The 25,032-nt window shown below is 42.4% G+C and carries 20 protein-coding genes and 1 tRNA gene; 10 read left to right on the top strand and 11 right to left on the bottom strand.

What is annotated here, in order from left to right; translation table 11 throughout:
- Positions 1-202: 202 nt before the first annotated feature.
- The gene (locus VL121_RS21560; protein ID WP_325408686.1) at positions 203-970 is read right to left on the bottom strand and encodes an energy transducer TonB; all 768 of its coding nucleotides are present in this window, start codon (positions 968-970) and stop codon (positions 203-205) included.
- 202 nt (positions 971-1,172) lie between these two features.
- Between VL121_RS21560 and VL121_RS21555 the strand changes: the two genes are divergently transcribed.
- The 3 genes from VL121_RS21555 (at position 1,173) to VL121_RS21545 (ending at position 6,081) form a co-directional block, all read left to right on the top strand.
- Positions 1,173-1,826 carry an ERCC4 domain-containing protein gene (locus tag VL121_RS21555; protein WP_325408685.1) on the top strand — a complete coding sequence of 218 codons (654 nt, stop codon included), beginning with the start codon at positions 1,173-1,175 and terminating at the stop codon, positions 1,824-1,826.
- 389 nt (positions 1,827-2,215) lie between these two features.
- Positions 2,216-4,525: a GH92 family glycosyl hydrolase gene (locus tag VL121_RS21550; protein ID WP_325408684.1), complete on the top strand. Its 2,310-nt coding sequence runs from the start codon at positions 2,216-2,218 to the stop codon at positions 4,523-4,525.
- Between the two features lie 101 nt (positions 4,526-4,626).
- On the top strand, positions 4,627-6,081 hold the full coding sequence (locus VL121_RS21545; RefSeq protein ID WP_325408683.1) for a Gfo/Idh/MocA family protein: 1,455 nt from the start codon (positions 4,627-4,629) through the stop codon (positions 6,079-6,081).
- 353 nt (positions 6,082-6,434) lie between these two features.
- Here the strand turns inward: VL121_RS21545 and VL121_RS21540 are convergent, their stop codons facing one another.
- The 6 genes from VL121_RS21540 to VL121_RS21515 all read right to left on the bottom strand — a co-directional run bounded on the left by VL121_RS21540 (position 6,435) and on the right by VL121_RS21515 (position 12,664).
- Positions 6,435-7,283, bottom strand: a complete 849-nt coding sequence (locus VL121_RS21540; RefSeq protein ID WP_325408682.1) for an alpha/beta hydrolase — start codon at positions 7,281-7,283, stop codon at positions 6,435-6,437.
- A 90-nt stretch (positions 7,284-7,373) separates the two neighbouring features.
- Positions 7,374-8,588: an ADP-forming succinate--CoA ligase subunit beta gene (sucC, locus tag VL121_RS21535; protein WP_325408681.1), complete on the bottom strand. Its 1,215-nt coding sequence runs from the start codon at positions 8,586-8,588 to the stop codon at positions 7,374-7,376.
- A gap of 793 nt (positions 8,589-9,381) precedes the next feature.
- Positions 9,382-10,218 carry an MBL fold metallo-hydrolase gene (locus VL121_RS21530; protein ID WP_325408680.1) on the bottom strand — a complete coding sequence of 279 codons (837 nt, stop codon included), beginning with the start codon at positions 10,216-10,218 and terminating at the stop codon, positions 9,382-9,384.
- Positions 10,219-10,434: 216 nt separating this feature from the next.
- On the bottom strand, positions 10,435-11,418 hold the full coding sequence (locus VL121_RS21525) for a c-type cytochrome (protein ID WP_325408679.1): 984 nt from the start codon (positions 11,416-11,418) through the stop codon (positions 10,435-10,437).
- A gap of 184 nt (positions 11,419-11,602) precedes the next feature.
- Positions 11,603-12,025 (bottom strand): ester cyclase, encoded by a 423-nt coding sequence (locus VL121_RS21520; RefSeq protein ID WP_325408678.1) that lies wholly within the window; start codon positions 12,023-12,025, stop codon positions 11,603-11,605.
- Positions 12,026-12,100: 75 nt separating this feature from the next.
- The gene (locus VL121_RS21515; RefSeq protein ID WP_325408677.1) at positions 12,101-12,664 is read right to left on the bottom strand and encodes a Crp/Fnr family transcriptional regulator; all 564 of its coding nucleotides are present in this window, start codon (positions 12,662-12,664) and stop codon (positions 12,101-12,103) included.
- Positions 12,665-12,765: 101 nt separating this feature from the next.
- On the opposite strand from VL121_RS21515, the gene VL121_RS21510 reads away from it, so the two are divergent.
- Positions 12,766-13,389, top strand: coding sequence for a superoxide dismutase family protein (locus VL121_RS21510; protein WP_325408676.1), 624 nt, complete (start codon positions 12,766-12,768; stop codon positions 13,387-13,389).
- A 149-nt stretch (positions 13,390-13,538) separates the two neighbouring features.
- On the opposite strand, the gene VL121_RS21505 is transcribed toward VL121_RS21510, so the two are convergent.
- From VL121_RS21505 to VL121_RS21490, 4 genes are all read right to left on the bottom strand, one after another.
- Positions 13,539-14,849, bottom strand: a complete 1,311-nt coding sequence (locus tag VL121_RS21505) for an ABC transporter permease (RefSeq protein WP_325408675.1) — start codon at positions 14,847-14,849, stop codon at positions 13,539-13,541.
- Between the two features lie 41 nt (positions 14,850-14,890).
- A complete protein-coding gene (locus VL121_RS21500; protein WP_325408674.1) occupies positions 14,891-15,835 on the bottom strand; it encodes an ABC transporter ATP-binding protein in 945 nt (314 codons plus the stop codon).
- A gap of 160 nt (positions 15,836-15,995) precedes the next feature.
- The gene (locus VL121_RS21495; protein WP_325408673.1) at positions 15,996-17,564 is read right to left on the bottom strand and encodes an NAD(P)/FAD-dependent oxidoreductase; all 1,569 of its coding nucleotides are present in this window, start codon (positions 17,562-17,564) and stop codon (positions 15,996-15,998) included.
- Positions 17,565-17,619: 55 nt separating this feature from the next.
- Positions 17,620-18,000: a DUF3127 domain-containing protein gene (locus VL121_RS21490; RefSeq protein WP_325408672.1), complete on the bottom strand. Its 381-nt coding sequence runs from the start codon at positions 17,998-18,000 to the stop codon at positions 17,620-17,622.
- A 561-nt stretch (positions 18,001-18,561) separates the two neighbouring features.
- On the opposite strand from VL121_RS21490, the gene dnaA reads away from it, so the two are divergent.
- From dnaA to VL121_RS21460, 6 genes are all read left to right on the top strand, one after another.
- Positions 18,562-19,995 carry a chromosomal replication initiator protein DnaA gene (gene dnaA / locus VL121_RS21485; RefSeq protein ID WP_325408671.1) on the top strand — a complete coding sequence of 478 codons (1,434 nt, stop codon included), beginning with the start codon at positions 18,562-18,564 and terminating at the stop codon, positions 19,993-19,995.
- Between the two features lie 78 nt (positions 19,996-20,073).
- Entirely contained in the window at positions 20,074-20,349 is a 276-nt protein-coding gene (locus VL121_RS21480) for an acylphosphatase (RefSeq protein ID WP_325408670.1), read from the top strand.
- Positions 20,350-20,400: 51 nt separating this feature from the next.
- Positions 20,401-20,489, top strand: a tRNA-Ser gene (locus tag VL121_RS21475).
- A gap of 245 nt (positions 20,490-20,734) precedes the next feature.
- Entirely contained in the window at positions 20,735-21,916 is a 1,182-nt protein-coding gene (locus tag VL121_RS21470; RefSeq protein ID WP_325408669.1) for an acetyl-CoA C-acyltransferase, read from the top strand.
- Positions 21,917-22,219: 303 nt separating this feature from the next.
- On the top strand, positions 22,220-23,563 hold the full coding sequence (locus VL121_RS21465; RefSeq protein WP_325408668.1) for an efflux RND transporter periplasmic adaptor subunit: 1,344 nt from the start codon (positions 22,220-22,222) through the stop codon (positions 23,561-23,563).
- A gap of 63 nt (positions 23,564-23,626) precedes the next feature.
- The gene (locus VL121_RS21460; RefSeq protein ID WP_325408667.1) at positions 23,627-24,982 is read left to right on the top strand and encodes an ABC transporter permease; all 1,356 of its coding nucleotides are present in this window, start codon (positions 23,627-23,629) and stop codon (positions 24,980-24,982) included.
- The last annotated feature ends 50 nt before the right edge of the window (positions 24,983-25,032 follow it).

The raw sequence follows: 25,032 nt of genomic DNA, 5'->3' as shown, positions 1-25,032 counted from the left end.
GGCTTTCAATACGATTGTTGAAATGACCGCATATAGCAGTCGGAGATTATTTTGATTACTGAATATTAAAATCTAATTTTATGTGAAGTTCTTCGCACATATCACACCTCACTATGCTTTTCTACATAGCAGTCTCCGACTTTGTATGCACTATGTTCTCCCGGGACTCTGTCCCGCAAAATGGTAACACTCTAATAATAGCTTACCGGGGTAACTGAAACGTCAGGGGCTGTCGTCTGAAAGCCTTTACCAATTTACCGTCCTGGTGTGCCGGCCGCCATTTGGGTGAATCTTTAATGAGGCGTATGGCTTCTTCATCGAGTGAATATTCAATAGACCTCAATATCCTGGTATCGCTGGTAGTACCATCCGTATTTACTACAAACTGAATCAGAAGATTACCTTGCTTTTTCAAATTTCTTGCGCGGTCGGGAAAGTTTATATTTTTCTGAATATATTTAACCCAGTCCTCTGTTCCTCCTTTAAATACGGCTTCCACTTCTCCCCAATGCTTTTCTGTTTCCGATTGCTTTTTATTCTCTTCTCTTTCTGCTTCTATTGCTGCCCAATCCATCCGCATTAATAACTTTCCCATATCATATTTTTCCTTTTTCCAAAGCGTAAAAGAATCCGTGTAATAATACCACCAGTCATTCTTTTTACCATCGAAAGTATAGCCCGAAGAATCTATTTGTCCATCCGTACCATAATAAATAAACTCACCATGTGGAATACTGGCTTCTTTGTCTTTGTAGGTTTCTACTGATAGTAGCGGCCCGTTGAAACAATAATATTTCCATTCATAGGCCGTATCCCCAAGCTTTTGCTGGCTGGCCAGGTATTTAGCTCCTTCCAGCTTACAGCCTTTCCAGTTCTCGTCAAAAATGTAAAGGGTTACATTCTTTTTGGATGTTTGGGCGTGGAGGGTAATAGCGGATAATAAAAAAACGCAGATAAACAGTGTTTTCATTTTTATAATTATGAAAGGCAATTTAAATGATTTATTGTAATGCATTAAAGAAAAGTGCGTTCTTTTGTCCAGTTTAATCATCTACTGTCAAAGGGTTGGTGTTTTCCTAACCGGCGACAATTTCAAATGCACCCGTAATTCTATCCCACAAAACTTTTGCTTAAGTTTGAATACACCTTGCGTTCGTCACAATCGCTTTCCTATGCCTATTTCCATACAGGCCGACTATAGAGAAAACCCTTCCGGTATCCCCGAGCTTCTTGCCGGCAATACCGGGGTATTACTGCTTGTTTCTTCCTTACCTGCGGGAGATTATATTATTAACGGAACCATTGGAGTAGAGCGGAAATCGGCGGAGGATTTTGTGCAGAGTATTATAGCCAATCGCCTGTTTGATCAAATAGCAAGGCTGAAACGGTCGGTGCCACGTCCGTTGCTGATTGTGGAAGGCAATCCTTATAATACTGCCCATAAAATAGAAGACTGCGCTATTCGTGGCGCACTGTTGTCTGTTTTGATCTCCTGGCAGGTGCCTGTAATATTTTCAAAAAGCAGGGAAAATACTGCAGCTTTACTGCTAATGGCTGCCAGGCAGGATCATACCGCTTCATTGCAGATTGCAGCCCCCAAAAATTATCGTTCTAAAAGGTTGGTAAGAAGACAATTGTTTTTTCTGCAGGGGATACCCGGTGTTGGGCCGCTGTTAGCTGCCCGGTTATTAAAAAAGTTCGGTACGCTGAAAGCGGTTATCAACGCTACGGAGGAGGAATTAAAACAAGTAGAAGGCATAGGCGGAAATAACGCGAAGAAGATTTCTGGATTTGTGAGTGCGCAATTCCCGGGTAACACCGGGTGATGAATCGTTTATAAAAATGTTGCCATCCTCTCTATTATAATATCCTGGAGAAAAGACCCCGGGAAGATGGCGAAGATATGGGGCGGGTTTAAAGAAGTTTTTTAACTAACAGGTAAGGGAAATAATGAAAAATTTTGAAGGAAGATTTGGTATAAACTCTGTGAAATACAAGTGAGTAATCTTATACCTGGTTTTCGCTGTACGAAGTTTACAACTTCGTACGCCATATGTTCTTCCGGAACTCCGTCCCGCAAAATGATAATCTCTTGAAAGCATTTTTAAACAACAAGCTCATTCCTGCGGCGTAAGCTATATCCCCATTCTTCTGCCCTATGTAGTTTTTATTTTCCACTTCCGGTATATTCGCAGAACAAATACATAGCATACTTATGAAAAAAGTTATATTATTTGTTTTGCTCTGCTGTATTATATCTGTCTCTCCGGCCCAAATGGTAACCAAAGTAACCGACCCCGTAGACTGGGTAAACCCTTTAATGGGTACCGACTCCAAACACAGCCTGTCTAACGGCAATACCTATCCTTCCATCGCGTTGCCCTGGGGTATGAATGTATGGACGCCGCAAACCGGCAAAATGGGAGACGGCTGGCAATACCAGTACAGCGCCGATAAAATAAGAGGGTTTAAGCAAACGCACCAGCCCTCGCCCTGGATGAAAGATTACGGGCAGTTCAGCATTATGCCGGTAACGGGTACACTGCGTTTTAAAGAAGATGACCGCGCCAGTTGGTTCAGCCATAAGGCGGAAACGGTAATGCCCTATTATTACAGCGTTTATCTTGCCGACTATGATGTTACTACTGAAATAACGCCAACAGAAAGAGCAGCCCGGTTCCGGTTTACCTTTCCCAAAACCGACAGCGCTTTTGTGGTAGTAGACGCTTTTGATAAAGGTTCCTATGTAAAGATCATTCCTGCTCAGCATAAAATCATTGGTTATTCCACCCGCAACAGTGGGGGAGTACCCGCTAATTTTAAAAACTATTTCGTTATTGAGTTCGATCATCCGTTTAGTAATGTAGCCACGTTTAACGGCAATAACCTGGATATTACCCGCATGGAAGTAGAAGACAATCATGCCGGCGCTGTAGTGGCATTCAAAATTTTTAATAAGGGAGAGCGGGTTAACGCAAAAGTGGCTTCCTCATTTATCAGCTACAAACAGGCTGAACTGAACCTGCGAGAAATTGGTAACGATCCCTTTGAAACAGTTAAACAAAAAGGCCGTAACACCTGGAACAATACCCTTAGCCGTATTTTGGTAGAAGGCGGAACGGTAGACCAGGTACGCACTTTTTATTCTGTATTATACCGTATGGTTTTTTTTCCCAACAAACTGTATGAAAAAGATGTGAATGGCAATATTGTTCATTACAGTCCGTATAACGGAAAAGTATTACCGGGCTATATGTTTGGCGGCACGGGCTTTTGGGATACTTTCAGGGCCTTATATCCTTTTCTCAATCTTATGTTTCCTTCCATTAATAAAGAAATGCAGGAAGGACTTATTAATGATTATAAAGAAAGCGGCTTTTTACCCGAGTGGTCAAGCCCTGGTTTGAGAGATGTGATGGTAGGTAATAATTCAGCCTCCGTGGTGGCAGATGCTTATATTAAAGGCCTGCGTAATTATGATATCAACACTTTGTATGAAGCATTACTGCATGGCGCCAATAATGAGGGACCTTTAACGGCCGTTGGAAGGAAGGGAGTGGAATATTATAACAGGCTCGGCTACGTACCCTATGATGTAAAGATCAATGAAAACGCCGCCCGTACACTGGAATATGCCTACGATGACTTTACCATATATCAACTCGCAAAAGCGCTTAACCGGCCCCGGGAGGAACAAAAACTGTATGCCCGGCGAAGCCAGAACTACCGGAACCTGTTTGATCCCGAAACCCAACTCATGCGGGGAAAAAATATGGATGGCAGTTTTCAAAAGCCCTTCAACCCCTTAAAGTGGGGCGATGCCTTTACAGAAGGCAATAGCTGGCATTATTCATGGAGCGTATTTCATGATATTAAGGGACTGTCGGACCTGATGGGCGGCAGAGTGAATTTTGTAAAAATGCTTGACTCGGTATTTATAATGCCACCTTTATTTGATGACAGCTATTATGGTGGCGTTATTCACGAGATACGTGAAATGCAGATTGCCAATATGGGGCAGTACGCGCATGGTAACCAGCCTATACAGCACATGACCTACCTGTACAATTATGCAGGTGAACCCTGGAAAACCCAGTACTGGGTTAGGGAAGTGATGAGCAGGATGTATAAACCCACGCCGGATGGCTATTGCGGCGATGAGGATAACGGGCAAACATCTGCATGGTATGTTTTTTCTGCTTTGGGTTTTTATCCCGTTTGCCCGGCAACGGATCAATATGTGTTAGGCGCGCCTTTATTTAAAAAAGCTACTTTACGGTTAGAGAATGGCAAACAGTTTATCATTAATGCCCCAGCCAATAGCGAACCGGCCAAATATGTTCAGGCAACGCAGCTCAACGGGAAAAAATATGAAAACAACTGGATCAGCCATTTTGATATAGAAAAAGGGGGCAGCTTCAATGTTATTATGGCCGCCGCTCCCAATAAAGAACGTGGCGCCAAAGAAAGCAGTTATCCCTATTCTTTTTCTTCCAGTGCGGATGCGGATATAGTAAAAGAATAACCGGCAGGAGTACGCGAAAGAGATCAATAAATCTCAAATATTAAATCCTACATCTCAAATCTCACCAGATGTTCTTACCTTAATGCAAAATTTCATAAACGATGAGCCAAAAATTAAAATCAAAGTCCAAAGGTTCCCGCAGAAAATTCCTGCGCAATGCTTCTCTTGCCGCCGCGGGCTATTTTATTGTACCCCGTCATGTGCTGGGTAAAGGATTTGTAGCGCCAAGCGATAAATTGAATATTGCTGGTATTGGTGCAGGAGGAAAAGGAGAAAGCGACCTTTCTTCTTTTGCAAAAAGCCCTAATGTTAATATTGTTGCCCTGGTTGACGTAGACGATCGCCAGGCTGTAAAATCAAGGCAAAACTTTCCTAAAGCCAAATATTATAAAGACTTCAGGGAAATGCTTGCCAAGGAAAAGAACAATATTGATGCCTGTTCTATTTCCACACCCGATCATACCCATGCGGTTGCTACACTGGCGGCCATGCAACTGGGAAAGCATGTATATACGCAGAAACCCCTGACACACGATATTTATGAAGCCCGTATTTTGGCACAGGCTGCCAAAAAATACAGAGTGGTAACACAAATGGGAAACCAGGGTGGCTCAGGAGATGGAGTGAGGAGAATGAAGGAATTGTATGATGCCGGCTTAATAGGAGATATTGTGGAAGCCCAGGCATGGACTAACCGCCCTATTTGGCCGCAGGGAATTGCCAAACCCACCGGTAATCACAGCATTCCTAGCGAACTGGATTGGAATTTGTGGCTGGGTACTGCTCCTAAAGAAGACTATAATCCGGCGTATTTGCCATTTAACTGGCGGGGCTGGTGGAATTATGGTACCGGTGCACTAGGTGATATGGCCTGTCATATCATGGATCCTATCTACCGTATACTACCAATAGATTATCCGTCATCGGCTGAATGTAGCATAGCCAACCAATATGCTGCTGGTATGAATCAACCGGCTAATTATATTGACAGTTGTCCTGTTGCATCTATTATCCATCTCGAATATCCCCGGAAAGATAAAAAAGGTACATTGAAAGTTTCCTGGTACGATGGTGGATTGCTGCCTAAAAGACCGGATGAATTATTGCCTGAGGAAGAATTTGGAAACTGGGATGGTGGCGTATTGTTCATAGGAACAAAAGGTAAATTACTTGCCGATTGCTATGGAGCAAAACCCAGACTGCTACCGCTTTCTAAAAATGATAGCGCTAAAGCCGTAAAAGAAACCATCAAACGGGTACCAGATGAAAATCATTATCTGCAATGGGTAAACGCATGTATGCTGGGTTATGGTAAAGGCGAAACCAGTTCTAATTTTGAATATGCTGGACCTTTTACAGAAAGTATCCTGATGGGTAACCTGGCTATCCGCAGTGCGCTATACCAGGATCCAAGCGTAAGTGGGTGGGGTAAAAATAGCTTTACAGGCCGCAAAAAACTGTTGTGGGATGCCAGGAACATGAAGATCACCAACTTTGAACCAGCCAACCAGTTCGTTAAGCGTCAGTACCGCGATGGATGGAGCCTGAGTTTATAAGAGGTGAGGGGTGTGAGTAGTGAGTGGTGAGAGAAGAGTCTTTTTAATAATTTGTTTTACAAGGTGAAGTAGCATATTAGTTGCTGCTTCACCTTTTTTATTTGAGTATTACACGAAGCGTATAGCGATAGGCCACCCGTGTACCTGTTTAGTAGAAGGAAACAAAAAGCCCGGAGAAGATAACTCCTCCAGGCTTACATCAAATCCTTTGTCGGTACAAGCTTAATCAATAAAAATAACTATTCTTAAAAAAAGCAAAGATTTTCAGGGCTTGTAAGTGTAAAAATAGCAGGGTAATAAAGCTTTTCTCTTAGCAGTATATGAAAAGTTCAATGCGTATCTACTATTGGGATTTATTTGCCAAACGCCCATTCTAAAAAACCAGGAAATGCCTGCCTCCAGGCTTTACTGTCGTTTGTTGCCCCCTCCTGGTAAACAATATCATCATCACTGGTAAAGTTTTTACTTTTCAGCAGCGCTGCCACCGAAGCCGTAGCAGCACTTATGTTTTCCGCATCGTCTTTTGCAATACCTGTACTGCCATTAGCGCCTGCGTAGAACCAATATTGCAGGTGGGGACGTTTTCGGGAACTTTTTAATTTTTCAAACATCATTCCGTTTGCTGAAGTATCGGGCTCATTTTTTTCTTTCCTTGAAAATGCGCCTGAAAATACGCCTGCACGGCTGATCTTGTCGGGGTGGTTCCATGCTATATCCAGTGCAGATAACCCTCCGGCGCCAAAGCCGGCAATAGCTACAGATTTAAATTTTCTTACCCCCGCGTTTTTCTTCGCATAAGGATACAGCTCATTATTGAAAAAACTGTCGTAGTGATCTGCTTTTCCGCCTGCCACCGCTTTGCCCGATTTTTCCGCCACACCATACTCTTCCCAACGGTTGCCCGCATGAACACCTACGATAACCAGGGGCGAAAGCCGGTTCTCCCTGTAAAGGCTGTCTGCTATGAACTCCATGTTCAATTGATCAAACAACTGTCCATCGTTACACACCAGCAGGTTAATATCTGCATTATTATCAGGCATGGGTGTACTAATAACCGTTAGTATAACCTTGCGCTGGAGATGACGGGAATACAATTCATCTTGCTGCTGCTTAACGCCCTTTTTACAGGCCGGCAGGCAGCAAAACGCAAGTGCCAGCAGGGATACGCCGTATACGTAATGCAACAAACGGAGGTTCATTTTTGTTCGTTTAAAGAAGATAAGGCAGTGCATATAAAAAGGTGAAAGCATTGTACTCCTTCACCTTTTCTTAAAATAACGTAATACGCATTAAGCGCTCACCGCCTTGTTCACCAGGCTGGCAGCTTCACTCAGCAGTATGGCAGATTGTACCTTCAGTCCGCTCTCTTCAATTAACCGCTTTGCTTCTTCTGCATTGGTTCCCTGCAGGCGCACTATAATAGGCACCCTGATATCGCCAATGGAATTATAAGCATCAATAACGCCCTGTGCTACGCGATCGCAACGCACAATACCGCCAAAGATATTAATGAGAATAGCTTTTACTTTTGGATCTTTTAAAATAATGCGGAATCCGGCTTCTACGGTTTGCGCATTGGCCGTGCCGCCTACATCTAAGAAGTTGGCAGGCTCTCCGCCACTGAGTTTGATCATATCCATGGTAGCCATAGCCAATCCCGCGCCATTAACCATACAACCTACATTACCATCTAATTTTATAAAATTAAGATTGTATTTATGCGCCTCCACTTCCGTAGGATCTTCTTCACTAATATCGCGTAAAGCCTCAAGGTCGGTATGACGCATCAATGCATTGTCATCCAGGTTCATTTTGCAGTCAACCGCAATAATCTTTTCATCGCTGGTTTTAAATAACGGGTTTATTTCAAGCATGCTGCAATCAAGGTCTACATAAGCTTTGTATAAATTGGTAACGAACCGTACACAATTTTTAAACGCTTCTCCGCTCAGCCCCAGGTTAAATGCAATTTTACGCGCCTGAAAAGGAAGTAAGCCACCAGACGGATGAACCCATTCTTTAAATATTTTGTCGGGTGTATTGTGCGCCACCTGTTCAATATCCATTCCACCTTCGGTACTGTACATAATCACATTCTGCCCTTTGCTGCGGTCGAGCAGTACAGATAAATAAAATTCCTTTACCGGGTTGGCGCCGGGATAATATACATCCTGCGCTATTAATACTTTGCTCACTAATTTACCGGCCGGCCCCGTTTGTATGGTTACCAGAGTACGTCCTATAATATTCCCGGCAATGGTTTTAATATCTTCCGCACTTTTACCAACGGCTACACCGCGTTGTTCAGAGCCCTGTATCTTACCTTTTCCGCGTCCGCCGGCATGAATCTGCGCTTTTACTACAGCAAAATTATTTCCATACTGTACTTTCAGTTGCTTATATGCTTCTTCCGCTTTTTCGGCGGTATCAACAGGTATGCCATCCTGAACGGGAACATTAAACTTTTTCAGCAGTTCTTTAGCCTGGTATTCGTGCAGATTCATGTATAAAAATTTAAGCGAAAATAGCGCAGAATGAGGGAATAGAAAAATTGATAAAGTAAGGAGCCGGGCTGGCAGGTTTCAGCAACGCTATAGCTGTTATAAACAGAAGGGGAGAAAGAAAGCAGGTCGAGGGGGGATGTGCCGGTAAAGCCATAAAAAAAAGCAACAGAAAATGAATTCTTTTTCAGGTTGTGAAGGGGATCAGTCTGATAAACTTGTTACATTTCCTGTTGCCGTAAAGGTTGCAATGATTTAAACGGACGGTTAAAATACACTGCGGTTTTCATCGGTGGTATTGGATTGGGTTGGTGTTCGTCAAATGCAGCAATGGCTTTTACATAGTATCGGATTGGTGGTTTTCGGATATTGGATATTAGTTTAGGAATTGGATTGGTTAAGGATATATTGGATTTGTTACACAAAGAAACATCCTTTAGCCATCCTGTAAAATAGGTCAACCTATTAATGTTTAGTCATTGTTTCACTACAGGGCGGGAAATTTACCATAAAAGCAGGTTAAGCATTTACCCGTAGCGGGTTATTAAACCTGCGTTTTGCCATATATAATGCTATATAGTACAATGGTAAGCCTGTTTCATTACGATAGTATTTATGCATAAACTTCCATTATGTACAGGGAAAAATACGCAGGCAGCACCGGCAGAAAAAAGGACTTTATCTGTTGAAGCGCATCATTTCATTTAAAAATGCTGTTTCAAATTGAGATAAGATAACGGAAAATGTTGCCTTTTGGTGTTGCCGTGTGAGCATAACCGGTAATAAGCGGTAACATTTAAAACAAGGAAAGCTGGGTATGTTTGGGTGATGCAGGCCTTTTAACGGCATTAAGCGGATAATCAACGGTATCCGCAATACAATAAACCGGTGTTTCGTGGTACCGGGAGGCAACTACAATAGTGGTGCCATTTGCTTCCTTATTAAAAAGCCGTTCAACTAATTCCGGACTATTATTGTTTTTAGACAGATGCGACAAGATCAGGTGGGTTAAATGCTCTGCCCTGTGTTGTGTAAATAATTCAAGCGCCTGTGTGTTCGATAAATGGCCGTTGTCTCCACTGATACGTTTTTTTAAATAATAGGGATAGTTACCGTTGGCAAGCATATCCTCACAATAATTAGCTTCCAGGAAAACGGAATGACATTGGTTGAAGTGATGAATAACATGAGCGCATGAATTACCGATATCAGTAAATACGCCTACTTTAACCCCGTTGTTTGATATTACAAAACTGTGCGGATCGCAGGCGTCATGACATTTGGGAAAACCGGTAATGGTTAAATTTCCGATAGTTACCGGCTGTTGTGGCAAAAAGCTTTGAACAAGCTGTTTTTCAACAGGAATGGATGCAGCTTGCAATGTAGCTGCGGTGATATAAACAGGAAGCTGAAATTTTTTAGATAATGCCGGTATACCGGTAATATGATCTGAATGCTCATGCGACACGAAGATTGCTTTAACCAGGTTCATATTCAATCCCAGGCGCTTCATCCTTTTTTCGGTTTCCCTGCAGGAGATGCCGGCGTCAATCAATACGGCTTCGGCTTCATTGCCTATATAATAGCAGTTGCCATTACTGCCCGAATTTAAAGAGGTGATAAAAAGCGACATGTGCCGCAAAAGTAAGCAACCTGCGTTTTGAAACCCTGCAATTATTTTAAGGCTGTGAGGTTGTATCAAAAGGGCCGGTATAGAAGATGTGCCACTAAGAGCCTAAGGCACAAAGTCCTGATCTTCAGATTTTTTTTCCTTTGTGCCCCTGCCTGCCAGGCAGGTTAGAGGCTTTGTGGCAAAATATTACTTTTTAAACAACCCCATGCCGCATCTTTACTTTTTCAGGTCTTTATTTTCAGCTAACTGAAAATGTTCTACTTTATTTTTAATGGGTTGAAGCGTTTTTAAATACGCGTAAATAGCCCTGATGTCGGTAGTATCCATCCCTGCATACATAGGCCAGGGCATGATAGTATTTACCTGGCCGGCAGTTACTTTGAATATATTCGCGGTATCGGTATAGGCTTTAAACCGGGCTATAAACGCATCTTCTGTCCAGTTGCCGAGGCCCGTTTCGGCATCGGGTGTAATATTTGCCGAGCGTACTGTGCCATTGGGCATTTGGAATTCTCTTCCCCCGCCATATGCCAGTTCAGGGATTGGCTGACCCTGTTTAACCTGGGTATGACATTCTATACAAGCTGCAATGGTAACGATGTATCCGCCATATTTTACCAGGTCTGTTTTTGCAGGGCGTTCCAGGGGAATACTATTGGCAGGAATGGTGTTGAGAATAAAACTCATTGGAAAATCTATACTGCGCTGGGGTATCGTGCTTTTAATAACGGGCAGTTGCCGCAGATAGGCAATAATATCATACACATCTTCTTTATCCATTTTTCCATAATGCAAATAGGGCATTACCGGAAATAATGCTTCCCCGTTTTTATTTACACCTGTGGTAATGGTTCTGTAAATTTCGCCATCGGTCCAGGATCCCAGGTTTTGAGGTGTAATATTTTTGGAGTAAAAGCTTCCGGGGAAACCCATCTCCCTTCCAAAGTATTCGCCTCCTTTTCCCAGCGTGCCAGGGGCTATGGGTCCGGCAAAGCGGCTCCAGTCGCGGGTGGAATGACAGTCCATGCAAACCGCTACATGGTTGGCCAGGTACTCGCCATGTGCAATGCGCTCAGGCGTTACCGTTACTTTGAGATCGGGTGACGGCGCTACATCGGGTAACGCGAATTTTAAATACCCGGCAATGCCGGCAATGGCAACAACTATAATAAGAACAATAACCAGAAGTATCTTTTTCATGACATATAAAAATTGAAGGTTGAATGATGAAAATAAAGAAGGTAGCAAATGAGGGCGGATCAAACCGGGCATAAAAGTAATATATCCTGAACAGGATTCATCGATAACCGCAAAAAAATCTAAAAAAAATTCTGTTCCTGTGAACACCGTTGGATTGATATCGAATACAACCTGGTCCGAGGCTTTACATGGCTATTGTACAACCGTTAGACGCCCCGCGTAGTTGATTCTCAATTACCTGTCCGTCAATTAGTGCCCAATGTTCAATAATTTTTCCATCTTTAAGTTTAAAGAGCCTGTAGCCGGTGGTGTGCAGGTTTATTTCGGTTGGTTCAATGTTTCGCCAATTGCCAATATGTTTCAAATTCATTCTTATTTTCACGAAGCTTTTGTCGGCCTCGGTTACCTGTTCTTCAATAATGGTGTTATGCTCAAACGAAATTCCTGTGCTGATAATCCATTTTTGAGTTCCCTCCTGATCAGGAGAAAACATAGGTGGCAAAGAATAGTCTTTAAACGCCGGATGCAGAAAACTGCCTAATTTTTCAAATGCGTTATTGTTCCAGATTTGGTTAATAAAGTGCTGTACTAAGATTGAATTGCTCATTTTACGAATAATTTTCTTTAAGTCGCAAAACTGGCATTTATACGGATAATAAACCTGCGTCAAAAATCACAAAATTCATCGTGGAGTACGTAACCTGCTCAGTGTTTCCCGGCTGATCCCTAAATAAGACGCGATTTGGGTAAGAGATATCCTTTGTAAAAAATCAGGATGTTTTGAGACCAGGTTTTCAAATCTTTGTTTAGGCGTTAACAGTTTAAAGGTGTCTGAATGTTCTTCCTGCTTTATTGTAATCAGTTCCAGAACCCTTCTTCCGAAAGTTTCAATTTGATGGGATTGGCTATACGCTTCTAAAAGTTTGGTTTTATCGAACCGCACAACTGCCGCCTTGCCGCAGGCCTTTATACTATAGTCAGATTTTGAGGCTGTGGTCAGGCTTTTAATATTGGTAGCAAATTCATTTTCAAAATAAAATGATGTATTGATTTCTTTGCCGTCCAGGTTATAGTACGATTTACAGAATCCCGAGCTGATAAAAAAAATGGAGTTACAGACTTGCCCTTCTCTCAACAAATGTTCATTCTTCTTAAATTCTATTCCGGTCATACAATTACACAATGCCGCCCAGCTCTGTTCTGAAAAACTGGTGATGGCACCTATATATTTTTTTAAATTGTCCATTTTTAACGGGTAGTTTTTTAGAGCGAAACCGAAATACAAAAATAAGAAGTATAGGTTTTGTAGCTTTGTACTTGTTTTATAATTTTAAAAAATGTTTATTTATGAATTTTTATTCCATTAGCAGGCGCTCCCTGTATCTGGCAGCGCTTCTGCCTGTACTTGCCCTGGTATTTTCCTGTAATAGCCCGGCAGACAACAAACCGGCTTCTGATAGCGCCCAGGTTCCCGAATCGCACAGCCATTCAATGAATGATACTGCGTCTGTTCCTTTGGTAAAACACGCTGAAGCTGTTCTGGCAGGAACGTACGCCGATACAACCGTATCCGGAACAGCAAAATTTGACGCGGATGAGAATGGCAAAGTAAAGTTAGAACTGGAAATCACCATTCCTGCCAAGGCAGGGAAAAGTGTAGCCGTTCATATTCATGAACATGGCGATTGCGGTGATAATGGAAAAATGTCTCATGGTCATTGGAATCCAACAAACCAGCAGCATGGTAAATGGGGAAGCGCCGGTTTTCATTCGGGCGATATAGGGAATGTTCAATTAGACGCGCAGGGAAAAGGTACGCTCACACTGGAAACAGATTTATGGACATTAGGCGGAAATGCTGAAAAAAATATTTTGGATAAAGCGCTTATTGTGCATGGTGGTGTTGACGATTATACTACGCAGCCAACAGGTAATGCGGGATCGAGGATTGGATGTGGTGTTATTAAATAATAGCTGCTCATCTTCCATTCCGCTCCGGAAATACTTAATTGCCACTAACATCGGCCTATGCTTTTGTTAGTGGCAATTTTTATTGTGCAGCCTGTTTACCAGCCAGTACATCAAATCATAAATCTCAAATCAGAAATCCGGTAGTCTTTCTATCCCTTCCGTACCAGCCATCTCCACATTTCCCTCCATGTAACCTTTTTGCCATAAAGCAAAATACCTGTGCGGTAAATTTTTGCGGTAACCCAGGTAAAGAATAAAAAAGTTAATACTAATAAAAGCATGGAAAGTCCTAACTGCCACCAGGGCACACCATAGGTAACCCTGCCCATCATTACAATAGGCGAGGTAAGCGGAAACAGGCTTCCAAAAACAGCTATGCCACTGTCGGGGTCATTGATGGCTTTGGTCATGATAACAAAACCCAGGATAAGCGGCATCATAACGGGAAAGACCAACTGCTGGGCTTCCTGCTGATCTTCGCTCACCACACTGCCTATTGCGGCAAACAGGGCGGCGTACAGTAAATAGCCTCCGAGAAAATAAAAGATAAAAGAAAAAAGGATCAGTGCTATAGGGAGCGACCTTATGCCTTCAATAATGTCAGCTATTTTTCCTGCGCTTGCCCGTTGTGCCGCGGCGCCGGCTACAGCAGGATCGGATAATTGATGAAATACATCAGGAAAAAGTAAAGGAATAATGAACTGAAGTAAGCCCATGACCACTATCCATATAGCAAACTGTGTTAAGCCAACGGCGCCAATGCCAATTATTTTTCCAAGCATGAGCTGAAAGGGTTTGGCAGAACTTACAATAACTTCGGCAATGCGGTTGGTTTTTTCTTCCATAACGCCGCGCATTACCATGGTGCCGTATATCAGCAAAATCATGTAAATAAGAATGCCTGCAATAAACGAAACGGCGTATGCCACGCCGGCAATGCTTTTCTTTTCGCCTTTGCCGGAATCTATAGCATTTTCAATTTCAATATCGGCTTTTATGTTCTTATATATCTCCGGATCAATATTTGCAGCGGTCAATCGTTTTTTTTCAACCGCTCCGTTGATCTTTTTTTCCAGTGCCGATTTTACAAACAGGTTTACAGCTGCCTGGCTGTGCAGTTTTATATGAGGAAGATCGCTTCCACTAAATTCGGGTATATACAAAAAAAGGGTGTAGCCTTCGTTTTTATACCTCGGTTTAAAGCTTTGTTCCGTTTCATTGTGAATAAAGGTATAGGTTGATTTGTCACCTTTCCCCGCTTCCATGTTACCATTAAACAGGTTGGCTTCATCAAGGATAGCTACTCTTTGTGTATTGCTTTCACCGCTAATGGAAACGGCTATAATGATGGCGTAAAAAGCTACAATTACTACAGGTACAAGAAGGGTGGTGAGTAAAAAAGATTTTCTTTTTACCCTGGTCATATACTCTCTTTCTATTATCAGGCGGATTTTATTCATATGCTTTACCGGATTGTAATATTATGTTGAAAGGGCTGTTTTTATGCAGAGGCGTTAACAGGTTGAAATTCACGGGCCAGCGGAGTGCCTTCAACCAGCCTTATAAAAATATCATTTAATGAGGGGAGTATTTCGTTAAATGATACGATCTCGTGCCGCTGGGCCAATAAATACTGTAACACATCGTGCGGTTTATACCCTTCATGTATTTTTAGTATCAATCCCTGTTCTTTTTCACCAGTCACATCAAAAATGGTATTACTGGTTATACCATCCGGCATTTTTTCAAAACCAACCTGGAAGAGATTTTCTTTAAACGCCTGCTTCACATTTTTTACGGAGCCGTCTAATATTTTATTTCCCTTATTAATAAGAATAATATGGTCGCAGATCTCTTCCACCTGCTCCATGCGATGCGTACTGAAAATAATGGTGCTGCCATTTTTTGCCAGCCTGAATATTTCATCTTTTATTAAATTGGCGTTCACGGGGTCAAGTCCGCTGAAGGGTTCATCTAAAATAATGAGTGCGGGCTCGTGGAGCACCGTGGTAACAAACTGTAATTTCTGGCTCATGCCCTTGCTCAGGTCCTGCACCTTTTTGTTCCACCAGCTTTCCATTTCTAAGCGCTGAAACCAGAATTTTATTTTTTCCATAGCTTCCGCTTTGCTTAAGCCTTTCAGCCGGGCAAGGTATAATGCCTGTTCGCCAATCTTCATTTTTTTATACAATCCTCTTTCTTCGGGCATATAACCTATCCGTATGATATCATTGATAGGATCAAATTTTTTTCCCTCAAAAGTAATAGCGCCGCTATCGGGGAAAAATATTCCCGTTATCATCCTGAGTAAGGTGGTTTTACCTGCGCCATTGGGACCCAGCATGCCAAATATTGCGCCCCTTTCTATATTAAAGCTAACATCATCTACCGCTTTTTGTGTAGCAAAATATTTCTTAAGCTCATGAACTTCTAAAATGTGCTGCATATCTAAGTATTAGTTGCGCCTGGTTAAATTTTATTACAGAGGTATGAAAAGAAAGTTATAAGATGGCAACCAGGGCGTAAAGATTTTAAAAAGTTTTGGTATGGCAAAAGAATTTTACCCCGCGTCATGTTTTCCTGCAGCCTGCAACCCACTGCCTGTCTCATAACCCCCACTTTTCGGATATTACATGCGCTACTTTTTCGCCATCCATCGCCGCGCTTACTATCCCCCCCGCAAAGCCGGCTCCTTCGGCGCAGGGGTATAGATTATGTATTTGCGGGTGGTGAAGCCCTGCCTTATCTCGTGGTATACGAACGGGTGATGAAGTGCGGCTTTCTGTTGCCACAACAATGGCTTCATTACTGTAATAGCCCTTCATTTTTTTGCCAAAGGCCATGAGTCCCTGCTGTAGTGTGTGATAAATGAATGCGGGTAAAACAGTTGTTAGCGATGTGGCTGTTACGCCCGGTAAATAAGAACAGCGGGGGAGGGTTGAAGAAGCTTTATTTTCAGCAAAATCAACCATGCGCTGCGCAGGCGCTGTAAATTGACCGCCCCCGGCAGCATAAGCCTTTCTTTCTATGCTTTCCTGGAAATACATTGCCGCCAGTGCGCCATGCTTTTTAAAGGCCTGTACGTCTTTTTCTTCTACGGTAACCACAATACCGCTATTGGCATAAGGGTTATTTCGTTTAGACGGGCTCCATCCGTTTACTACCAGTTCACCCGGGCCTGTAGCTGCCGGTGCAATAATGCCTCCCGGGCACATGCAAAATGAAAATACTCCGCGCTGGTTTGCCTGCGTTACCAAGCTGTACGAGGCGGGCGGCAGATTAAAGGATCCTGTGCCGGAAGATGAGTGATACTGTATCTGATCAATAAGTTGCTGGGGATGTTCGATGCGTACGCCTAATGCAAAAGGTTTTAGCTCAATATGTATTTTTTTCTGGTGCAGTAAATGGTATATATCTCTTGCCGAATGCCCCGTGGCTAATATAAACGCATCTGCTTCAAATACATTTTCATCGGCTGTTTTTACAGCTTTAACGGCATTTTCATCAATAATAAAATCCGTTACTTTTTTCTCAAACAAAAATATACCGCCGCAATCCTGTATGGTATGGCGCATGGCGGCAATAATATGCGGGAGTTTATTGGTACCGATATGGGGATGCGCATCATACAAAATATTTTCTTCGGCGCCAAAGTGAACAAACAGGTTAAGTATCCTGTTAATATTGCCACGCTTATTGCTGCGGGTATATAGTTTACCATCGCTGTAAGTGCCTGCTCCGCCTTCTCCAAAGCAATAATTGCTTTCTGAATTTATAATGCCTTCCTTATTCAGCACGGCAAGATCCCTCCTCCTTGCTCTTACATCTTTCCCTCTTTCCAGTATAACAGGTTGTATACCTTTTTCTATCAGTTGCAAAGCGGCAAATAACCCGGCCGGACCGGCGCCAACAATAACTACTTTTTTTTGAGCGTGTTCTACACTTTTAAAATGAAAGCCGGCTACCGGTCTTTGCTGAAAAGGTTCACGGATGAACGCGTTAACGGTAAGCATTATCCATGCCTGCCTGCTCCTGGCATCAATAGATTTTTTAAGTATATGAAATCCGGAAACATCCGAAGCTGTAATACCTTCGCCGGCAGCGATCTGTTCTTTGATCAGCGATTCCGCGGCTGCCTGCGAAGGAAGCAGGCGGAGCACTATTTTTTTTTGCATAAATAAGAGGTCAGGTGTTTATCCTAAAACTCAATTTGTTTTACCGGCAGTTGTTTTAAAAAGGCAGATCATCTCCCGCAACAGAAGACGGAATTTCACCAGGGGTATAATCATTTGCAGTGGTAACCGGTTCCTCCTGTTGCAAATTAATTGTTTCCATTCTCCATGCGTCAAGATTAGTTATATAATTCACCTGCCCGTTCTTTTCCCATTTGCTGCCTTTTATATTAAAATGTACTTTTACTGTTTCGCCAATGCTAAAGCGGTCGGGCATACTGGTTTTATCCTGCACACATTGAAATTTGGCATAATTGGTAATCAACCTTCCTCCAATGTCTTCCGTTTTTTCAATCACAAATTCACGGGTTTTAAATGTTGCAGTACGCTGCACTGTATCTGATTTGGCTATTAATTTGCCGGTTAGTTCGTAGCTCATTATAAATATTTGAAGGGCAAATGTAGCAGTTATAACTGACTGATGTTTTTGAAATTTTGTTTTTGTTTTTGTGCAAAAAAAATCTACCTTCCTTCAGGCAAGTGAAAAGCTGTACAAATGAAAAAAAGTATTTACGTACCTGTAGCAATCTTCATTTTTACAGCATCCTGCCGGCTTTCTTACCAACCACAATCAGTTCAATATACAGATTCCGGGTAAACAGTCCGGCCAAACCGGATAGCAGCCTGGCTGCGTTCTTAAAACCTTATGGCGATAGTGTACATAAAGGGCATGCAGGATATAAATGCCGGGAAGGCAACACGATGAATCAGGCATCCTTGATTTTATTTTTGAGAAGAATAAAAGTAAAAATTTGGCAAATACGCGTACTGTTGTTATTGCCGAAAAATCAAGTGAATAAAAAATTTTTTTTTCAACAGGAAATGTTGATATTCGCCGCCCTGCCCTGCTTTTTTTTGATGAGTTATTCACATTAAAAAAATGGAAAAACCTTTCAAACTATAATATACTTAATTCAATATATAAACTGCTTTACGGATAATGGATAAAACGCATGATAAAGTATGGCTCAATTGTCTTGGCATTATAAAAGATATTGTAGAATGGCAGCATTTTAAAACCTGGTTTGAACCCATTAAGCCTGTGGCGCTGAAAGATAAAATTTTAACGATACAGGTACCCAGCCAATTCTTTTATGAATACTTGGAAGAGCATTATGTAAATTTATTGGCAAAGACTTTGAAGAGAGAATTAGGAAAAGAAGCAAGGCTGGAATATCGTATAATGATGGATAGTGGTAACGACAAAAACAAACCACTTACCATGGATGTTCCCGGACATGGTTTTAAAACATACTCGAATAACGAAATGGACTTCCCTTTGGTTATAAATAATCCGGTAAAAAATCCATTTGTAATTCCGGGATTGAAAAAGATGCAGATTGATTCGCAGCTCAATCCTATCTATACATTTGAATCTTTTATTGAAGGCGATTGTAATCGCGTAGCCCGGAGGGCAGGTAAAACTGTTGCTGAAAAACCGGGATCTACTTCCTTTAACCCGCTGGTAGTATATGGCGGTGTTGGATTAGGTAAAACACATTTGGCACAGGCCATAGGCAACGATGTAAAACGGCTTCATGCACACAAAGTAGTGTTATATGTAAGCTCAGAAAAATTCATTAACCAGTTCCAGGATCACAGCCGCAATAATGCCATCAATGATTTCATTCATTTCTACCAGATGATTGATGTACTGATTGTGGATGATGTGCAATTTTTTAACCGTGCCGAAAAATCGCAGGACGCACTTTTCGCTATTTTTAATCATTTGCACCAGAGCGGTAAACAGCTTATCCTCACTTCCGATAAATCGCCCAAAGACCTGGAGGGCGTACAGGAAAGATTGCTGAGCCGTTTTCGCTGGGGACTGAGTGCTGATATGCAGTTGCCTGATTATGAAACCAGGATGGACATCCTGGAAAAGAAGATGAAGAATGACGGGCTGGAAATGCCCAAAGAGGTAGTTAAATATATTGCATACAATATTCAAAGTAATGTAAGGGAACTCGAAGGCGCTTTAATTTCTCTTTTGGCACAGTCTTCGCTCAACAAAAGGGAAATAGATCTCGAATTGGCAAAAAAAGTACTGCGTAATTTTGTAAAAACATCATCCAGGGAAATCACGATCGAAACCATCCAGAAAATGGTTTGCGATTACTTTAATCTTCCTTATGAACGGCTGCTTCAAAAAACCCGTAAAAGGGAAATCGTGCAGGCGCGTCAAATTACCATGTATCTTGCCAAACAATTCACAAAAAACTCTTTGAAAACAATTGGGGAGCATTTTGGGGGAAGAGATCATACTACTGTTATTCACTCCTGCCAAACCGTGAAGGACCTGATGGATACGGATGGATTGTTCAGGGAAAGTGTGGTGGAATTGCAACAGAAAGTACAACTGGCTGCCATGTAAAAATATTTGCACCGATTAATAATAACCCCGTGATTATTCCGGGGTTTTTTATTTTAGCGTACAAATAAAATTCCGGGCATGATCATAAACAGGATGATAAGCATAACAGGAAAAGTGCAGGGCGTGTTTTACAGGGGCAGCGCCAGGGAACAGTGCGAACGGTTAGGCATACACGGAGAGGTAAAGAATATGCCCGATGGTTCCGTGCTGTTAATTGCGGAAGGAGAGGAGGAAGCCGTGCATACTTTAATTACCTGGTGTTATTATGGTTCGCCGCGTGCCGAAGTAAAAGAAGTAGTGGTAAAAGAGGGTATAGTAAAAGGATATAAAGATTTTAAAGTAATACGGTTTTAATATTTGGGTTTTTTGATGAATCCCCCTATTTTTGCCGTCCTTTCAGCAACAGGTGAGGTGGATGAGTGGCTGAAATCAGTAGTTTGCTAAACTGCCGTACGGGTAACTCTGTACCGCGGGTTCGAATCCCGCCCTCACCGCAAATCAAACAAAGCCCCCATGAGGGGCATTTTTGTTTTCAGGAGCGTTCAAAGCTTGCTTTGTAAGCGGATGAAAATAAAAATGAAAGGCGTATAGCGCCGGCTTTGTTTGATTTAAGCCCCCCCGCCGCAGGCGTAAGGGATAATGTGAGTAATTCCGCCCTCACCGCAGATGATTTAAAAGGTTGACAATAAAAGTCAACCTTTTTCTTTTGCTATCTTTGATAATCTAATTGAACCTATTTATGAAAGAAGTGGTAATCATCTCAGCGGTGCGAACACCTATTGGCAGCTTTGGCGGTTCAATGAAGGACTTGTCTGCTACAAAATTAGGAGCCGCGGTTATTAAAGGCGCTGTGCAAAAAGCGGGTATTGCGCCGGAGCAGGTGCAGGATGTGCTGATGGGCTGTGTAATACAGGCGAACCTGGGACAGGCGCCCGCCAGGCAGGCGGCTAAGTTTGCAGGGTTGCCCGATGAAGTAAACTGTACAACCATTAATAAAGTATGTGCCAGTGGTATGAAGTCCATTGCGCTGGCGGCGCAGAGTATAGCGCTGGGCGATGCCGATATTGTGGTGGCCGGCGGCATGGAGAGTATGAGTAACGCGCCTTTTTATATTGAGCAGATGCGATGGGGTAATAAATATGGTAATACGGCGCTGATAGATAGTTTGGCAAAAGACGGATTAACGGATGTATATGATGGTAAAGCAATGGGCAATGCGGCCGAGTTATGTGCAGGCGTATGTGGCATCAGCCGTGAAGAGCAGGATGCATTTGCTATAGAAAGCTATAAGCGCAGCCAGCAGGCCTGGGAAAAAAATTATTTTGCCAATGAAATCATACCCGTGGAAGTGCCACAGCGAAAAGGCGACCCTGTTTTAATTACAGAAGATGAAGAGCCGTTTAATGTGAAGTTTGATAAAATAACTTCGCTTAAACCAGCTTTTCAGAAAGGCGGAACTGTAACAGCGGCCAATGCAAGTACATTAAATGATGGCGCCGCCGCACTGGTATTAATGAGCAAAGAAAAAGCAGACGCATTGGGTTTGAAGCCCATTGCCCGGATACTTTCTTATGCCGATGCGGAACAGGCGCCCGAATGGTTTACCACTACTCCATCCATAGCGGTGCCTAAAGCGGTGGCTAAAGCAGGCCTGCAAATGAAAGACATTAGTTACTGGGAATTAAACGAGGCCTTTAGCGTAGTAGGTATTGAAAACAGCAGGAGAATGCAGCTCGATCCCGCAACCGTAAATGTAAATGGGGGAGCGGTTGCACTTGGTCATCCGTTAGGCGCCAGCGGCGCCAGGATTATTGTTACCCTCATTCAAGTACTCAAACAAAATAACGCGAAGTACGGCGCCGCGGGTATTTGTAATGGCGGCGGCGGAGCAAGCGCTATGGTCATTGAAAATATGAAGTAGCGCCTCACCCCGCCCGACTAAACGTTGTTCGGGTGGGCTCTTTCCCTGCCCGTCCGGCGGGCCTCTCATCGCGGTGGCGAGGGACGGTGCTTAATGGCAATCCCAGGCATAAGTTCTTCCACCTCAACTATTGAATAAAATTCAACAATTCCCATAAAATGAAAATAATTTTATGGAATTTTAACTTTCCTGCATCCATCCGTTAGTATTTATTTTTGTTTTATTTAACACGCAATTCATGAAGTTTTAAAACTATAGGTTTAGTTTTAAAATTCCTAACACTCTAACAAGCGAAACCTTCGTATGACCATCAAACGAATTCTTATATCAATAGGCATACTATTGATAGCATCAGCCACTGCTTACGCGTTTTTTTTCCGCGACAAGAAAATTAACAGGGATATACTGGTTGAAGTAAATAAAAATGATTTTGAAGTAAACATCCTTACTACGGGTGAGTTACGCTCTAAAAGCATGACCCGTATTTCTGCCCCCACCAAGCTGCAGCAACTGGGTATTTACCAGATCAAAATTGCCGATATGGTGCCGGAAGGTACATTGGTAAAAGAAGGAGCGTTTGTGGTGTCGCTGGATAACTCAGATGTACTGAATAAAATAAAAGATCAGCAGCTCAATATTGATAAAAAGAACGCTGAGATAAAGCAGGCTTCGCTTGATACGATGATGGAATTGAGAACCCTGCGCGATGAAATTGTAAACCTTGGCTTTGACCTGGAACAAAAGGTGCTGGAAAAAGAACAGTCCCGCTATGAAGCGCCTGCCGAAATAAAAAGAGTACAATTAGAATACGAAAAAGCGGAACGGACGCTCAGGCAAAAAAAGGATAATTACAAAACCAAACAAATTCAAACGCAAACCAAAATGCAGATCCTGGGTTCGGATCTGAAACAGTTAACGAACTACATGGAAGGACTTACCAGTATTTTGAGCCAGCTTACCATCAGTGCGCCAAAAAGCGGGATGCTGGTATATGATAAAAACTGGAACGGACAAAAGAAAAGCGTAGGCACCCAAATTGAATTGTGGAACCCTACACTGGCAACATTACCAGACCTTACGCAAATGGAAGCGCTTACTTATGTAAATGAGGTGGATATACAAAAAGTAAAAGTGGGGCAGGCAGTTGATATTGGTTTGGATGCCGCTACGGATAAAAAATTAAAAGGTATAGTAAAAAGTGTTGCCAATATTGGCGAAGAAAAACCGAACAGCGATGCCAAGGTTTTTGAAGTGTTGATTGATGTGCTTACCGAAGACCCTATTTTAAAACCCGCGATGACGGTGAGTTGCAAAATTGCAACCGAGAAATATAAAGACGCACTGCAGGTACCCCTGGAGGCCATATACAACGATGCGAACGGAAGCTTCATTTTTAAAAGAACGGATGGCAGCCTGGTGAAACAATACGTAAAAGTATATACGGTTAATGAAAGTAATGCGCTTATTTCAAACGGGCTGAAGCAAGGCGACAGGGTTTATCACAGCCTTCCGTCTGACACAACCGGACTAAAAATGTTTAAGCCGGATTCAACCGCGGAAATAAAACCAAAACAATTAATTAGTATTGATACCACTGAAGCCAAACGATTGAAAGAGCAGGCTGGTAAGGAAAGTAAAACCCAGTGAGGGAGAGCCAACAGCGGAATAATTATTGTGAACTGATATTTCATTAACCACTCTTCTTGCAGCATGCGATTACAACGGATTATATTCAACTTCGATATTGGTATCCGGGCTTTATTCCAAAACAGGTTCAGGGCTATACTTACATCCCTGGGCATCATATTCGGCGTAGCTTCCGTTATTGCTATGCTGGCCATTGGCAAAGGAGCAGAAAAAGAAATATTGGAGCAAATTAAACAGGTAGGCTCCAATAATGTTATTATCAAATCAAAGATGGAAGATCAGTCGCGGAAAAATAGCGATAACGCAGGTTCCGGAGATGATGCAACATCTTCTAACAGTAAAGAACCCCAGGATAAAAAGAATTTCTCTCCCGGTTTAAGTATGGACGATGCGGATGATATTATGCGTAATATCAGTACGATTAAGTTTGTGAGTCCTGAAATTGAGCAGCAAACGCAATTTATGTTTAACGGGTTAAACATGAAGGGCAAATTAATTGGCGTACAGAACTATTATTTTGAAACAACGGGCATAACACTTTCCGAAGGCAGCTTTTTTTCAGATCAGCAGATGGAAAACGCGGAGCCAGTTTGCGTAATAGGAAAGAATATTAAAACAAAACTTTTTGCGGGCGAGGATCCTATAGGTCAATACTTAAAGTGCGGCAATACCTGGCTTTTAATTATAGGAGTATTAGGCAATAAGAACGTTGCTGATAAAGATGTGGAGAAGCTGTCTATCCGTAACCTCAACAACGAGGTTTATCTGCCGGTTAATACCATGCTCATCCGTTATACCAACCGTTCATTAGTAACTACGGGTAAAATAAGAATGATGCGCAACAGGAGAAATCAGGCCCCTTCTAACTATAACCAATTAGATAGGATAGTGGTACACGTTGCTGAAAGTGAGATGGTAATGCCAACGGTAGAAATATTGAGCCGCCTGCTTTCAAGAAGGCACCAGCAGGTAGAGGATTATGAAATTGTGGTGCCTGAACTTTTATTGAAACAGGAACAAAAAACAAAAGCGCTTTTTAACGTGGTATTGGCCATCATTGCTTCTATTTCCTTAATCGTTGGAGGCATAGGCATTATGAATATTATGCTGGCATCAGTGCTGGAAAGAACTCGTGAAATTGGTTTGCGGCTGGCCCTCGGGGCAACCAAAAGAGATGTGGTGATGCAGTTCCTGGGAGAGGCGGTAAGCATAAGCGTTACAGGAGGTGCGATAGGCGTTATATTGGGTGTTACCACCAGTTTGCTGATCCGGAGTGCAACAGGAATACAAACGATCATTTCACCAGCGTCTATTATTATTTCATTTACCATATCTATTGCTGTGGGTTTAATATTTGGAATACTGCCTGCCCGCCGTGCAGCCAAAAGTGATCCTGTGGTATCATTACGGTCTGATTAAAGCAGGCATATCCTGTTTCTCTTTTCTGAAGTGATTTCTAAACCATCAAA

The sequence above is a fragment of the Agriterribacter sp. genome (assembly GCF_035497235.1).
Lineage (GTDB): Bacteria > Bacteroidota > Bacteroidia > Chitinophagales > Chitinophagaceae > Agriterribacter.
Note: the sequence above shows the minus strand (reverse complement) of the source record. Positions and strands in the feature narration are given on the sequence as shown.

Bases quoted from the DNA above. Each gene is read 5' to 3' on its own strand.
- VL121_RS21515 (WP_325408677.1), bottom strand. From the start codon at position 12,664: ATGGACAATTTAAAAAAATATATAGGTGCCATCACCAGTTTTTCAGAA.
- VL121_RS21460 (WP_325408667.1), top strand. From the start codon at position 23,627: ATGCGATTACAACGGATTATATTCAACTTCGATATTGGTATCCGGGCT.
- sucC (WP_325408681.1), bottom strand. From the start codon at position 8,588: ATGAATCTGCACGAATACCAGGCTAAAGAACTGCTGAAAAAGTTTAAT.
- VL121_RS21520 (WP_325408678.1), bottom strand. From the start codon at position 12,025: ATGAGCAATTCAATCTTAGTACAGCACTTTATTAACCAAATCTGGAAC.
- VL121_RS21545 (WP_325408683.1), top strand. From the start codon at position 4,627: ATGAGCCAAAAATTAAAATCAAAGTCCAAAGGTTCCCGCAGAAAATTC.
- VL121_RS21465 (WP_325408668.1), top strand. From the start codon at position 22,220: ATGACCATCAAACGAATTCTTATATCAATAGGCATACTATTGATAGCA.
- VL121_RS21560 (WP_325408686.1), bottom strand. From the start codon at position 970: ATGAAAACACTGTTTATCTGCGTTTTTTTATTATCCGCTATTACCCTC.
- VL121_RS21550 (WP_325408684.1), top strand. From the start codon at position 2,216: ATGAAAAAAGTTATATTATTTGTTTTGCTCTGCTGTATTATATCTGTC.
- VL121_RS21530 (WP_325408680.1), bottom strand. From the start codon at position 10,218: ATGTCGCTTTTTATCACCTCTTTAAATTCGGGCAGTAATGGCAACTGC.
- VL121_RS21470 (WP_325408669.1), top strand. From the start codon at position 20,735: ATGAAAGAAGTGGTAATCATCTCAGCGGTGCGAACACCTATTGGCAGC.
- VL121_RS21500 (WP_325408674.1), bottom strand. From the start codon at position 15,835: ATGCAGCACATTTTAGAAGTTCATGAGCTTAAGAAATATTTTGCTACA.
- VL121_RS21490 (WP_325408672.1), bottom strand. From the start codon at position 18,000: ATGAGCTACGAACTAACCGGCAAATTAATAGCCAAATCAGATACAGTG.
- VL121_RS21480 (WP_325408670.1), top strand. From the start codon at position 20,074: ATGATCATAAACAGGATGATAAGCATAACAGGAAAAGTGCAGGGCGTG.
- dnaA (WP_325408671.1), top strand. From the start codon at position 18,562: ATGGATAAAACGCATGATAAAGTATGGCTCAATTGTCTTGGCATTATA.
- VL121_RS21495 (WP_325408673.1), bottom strand. From the start codon at position 17,564: ATGCAAAAAAAAATAGTGCTCCGCCTGCTTCCTTCGCAGGCAGCCGCG.
- VL121_RS21505 (WP_325408675.1), bottom strand. From the start codon at position 14,849: ATGAATAAAATCCGCCTGATAATAGAAAGAGAGTATATGACCAGGGTA.
- VL121_RS21555 (WP_325408685.1), top strand. From the start codon at position 1,173: ATGCCTATTTCCATACAGGCCGACTATAGAGAAAACCCTTCCGGTATC.
- VL121_RS21525 (WP_325408679.1), bottom strand. From the start codon at position 11,418: ATGAAAAAGATACTTCTGGTTATTGTTCTTATTATAGTTGTTGCCATT.
- VL121_RS21510 (WP_325408676.1), top strand. From the start codon at position 12,766: ATGAATTTTTATTCCATTAGCAGGCGCTCCCTGTATCTGGCAGCGCTT.
- VL121_RS21540 (WP_325408682.1), bottom strand. From the start codon at position 7,283: ATGAACCTCCGTTTGTTGCATTACGTATACGGCGTATCCCTGCTGGCA.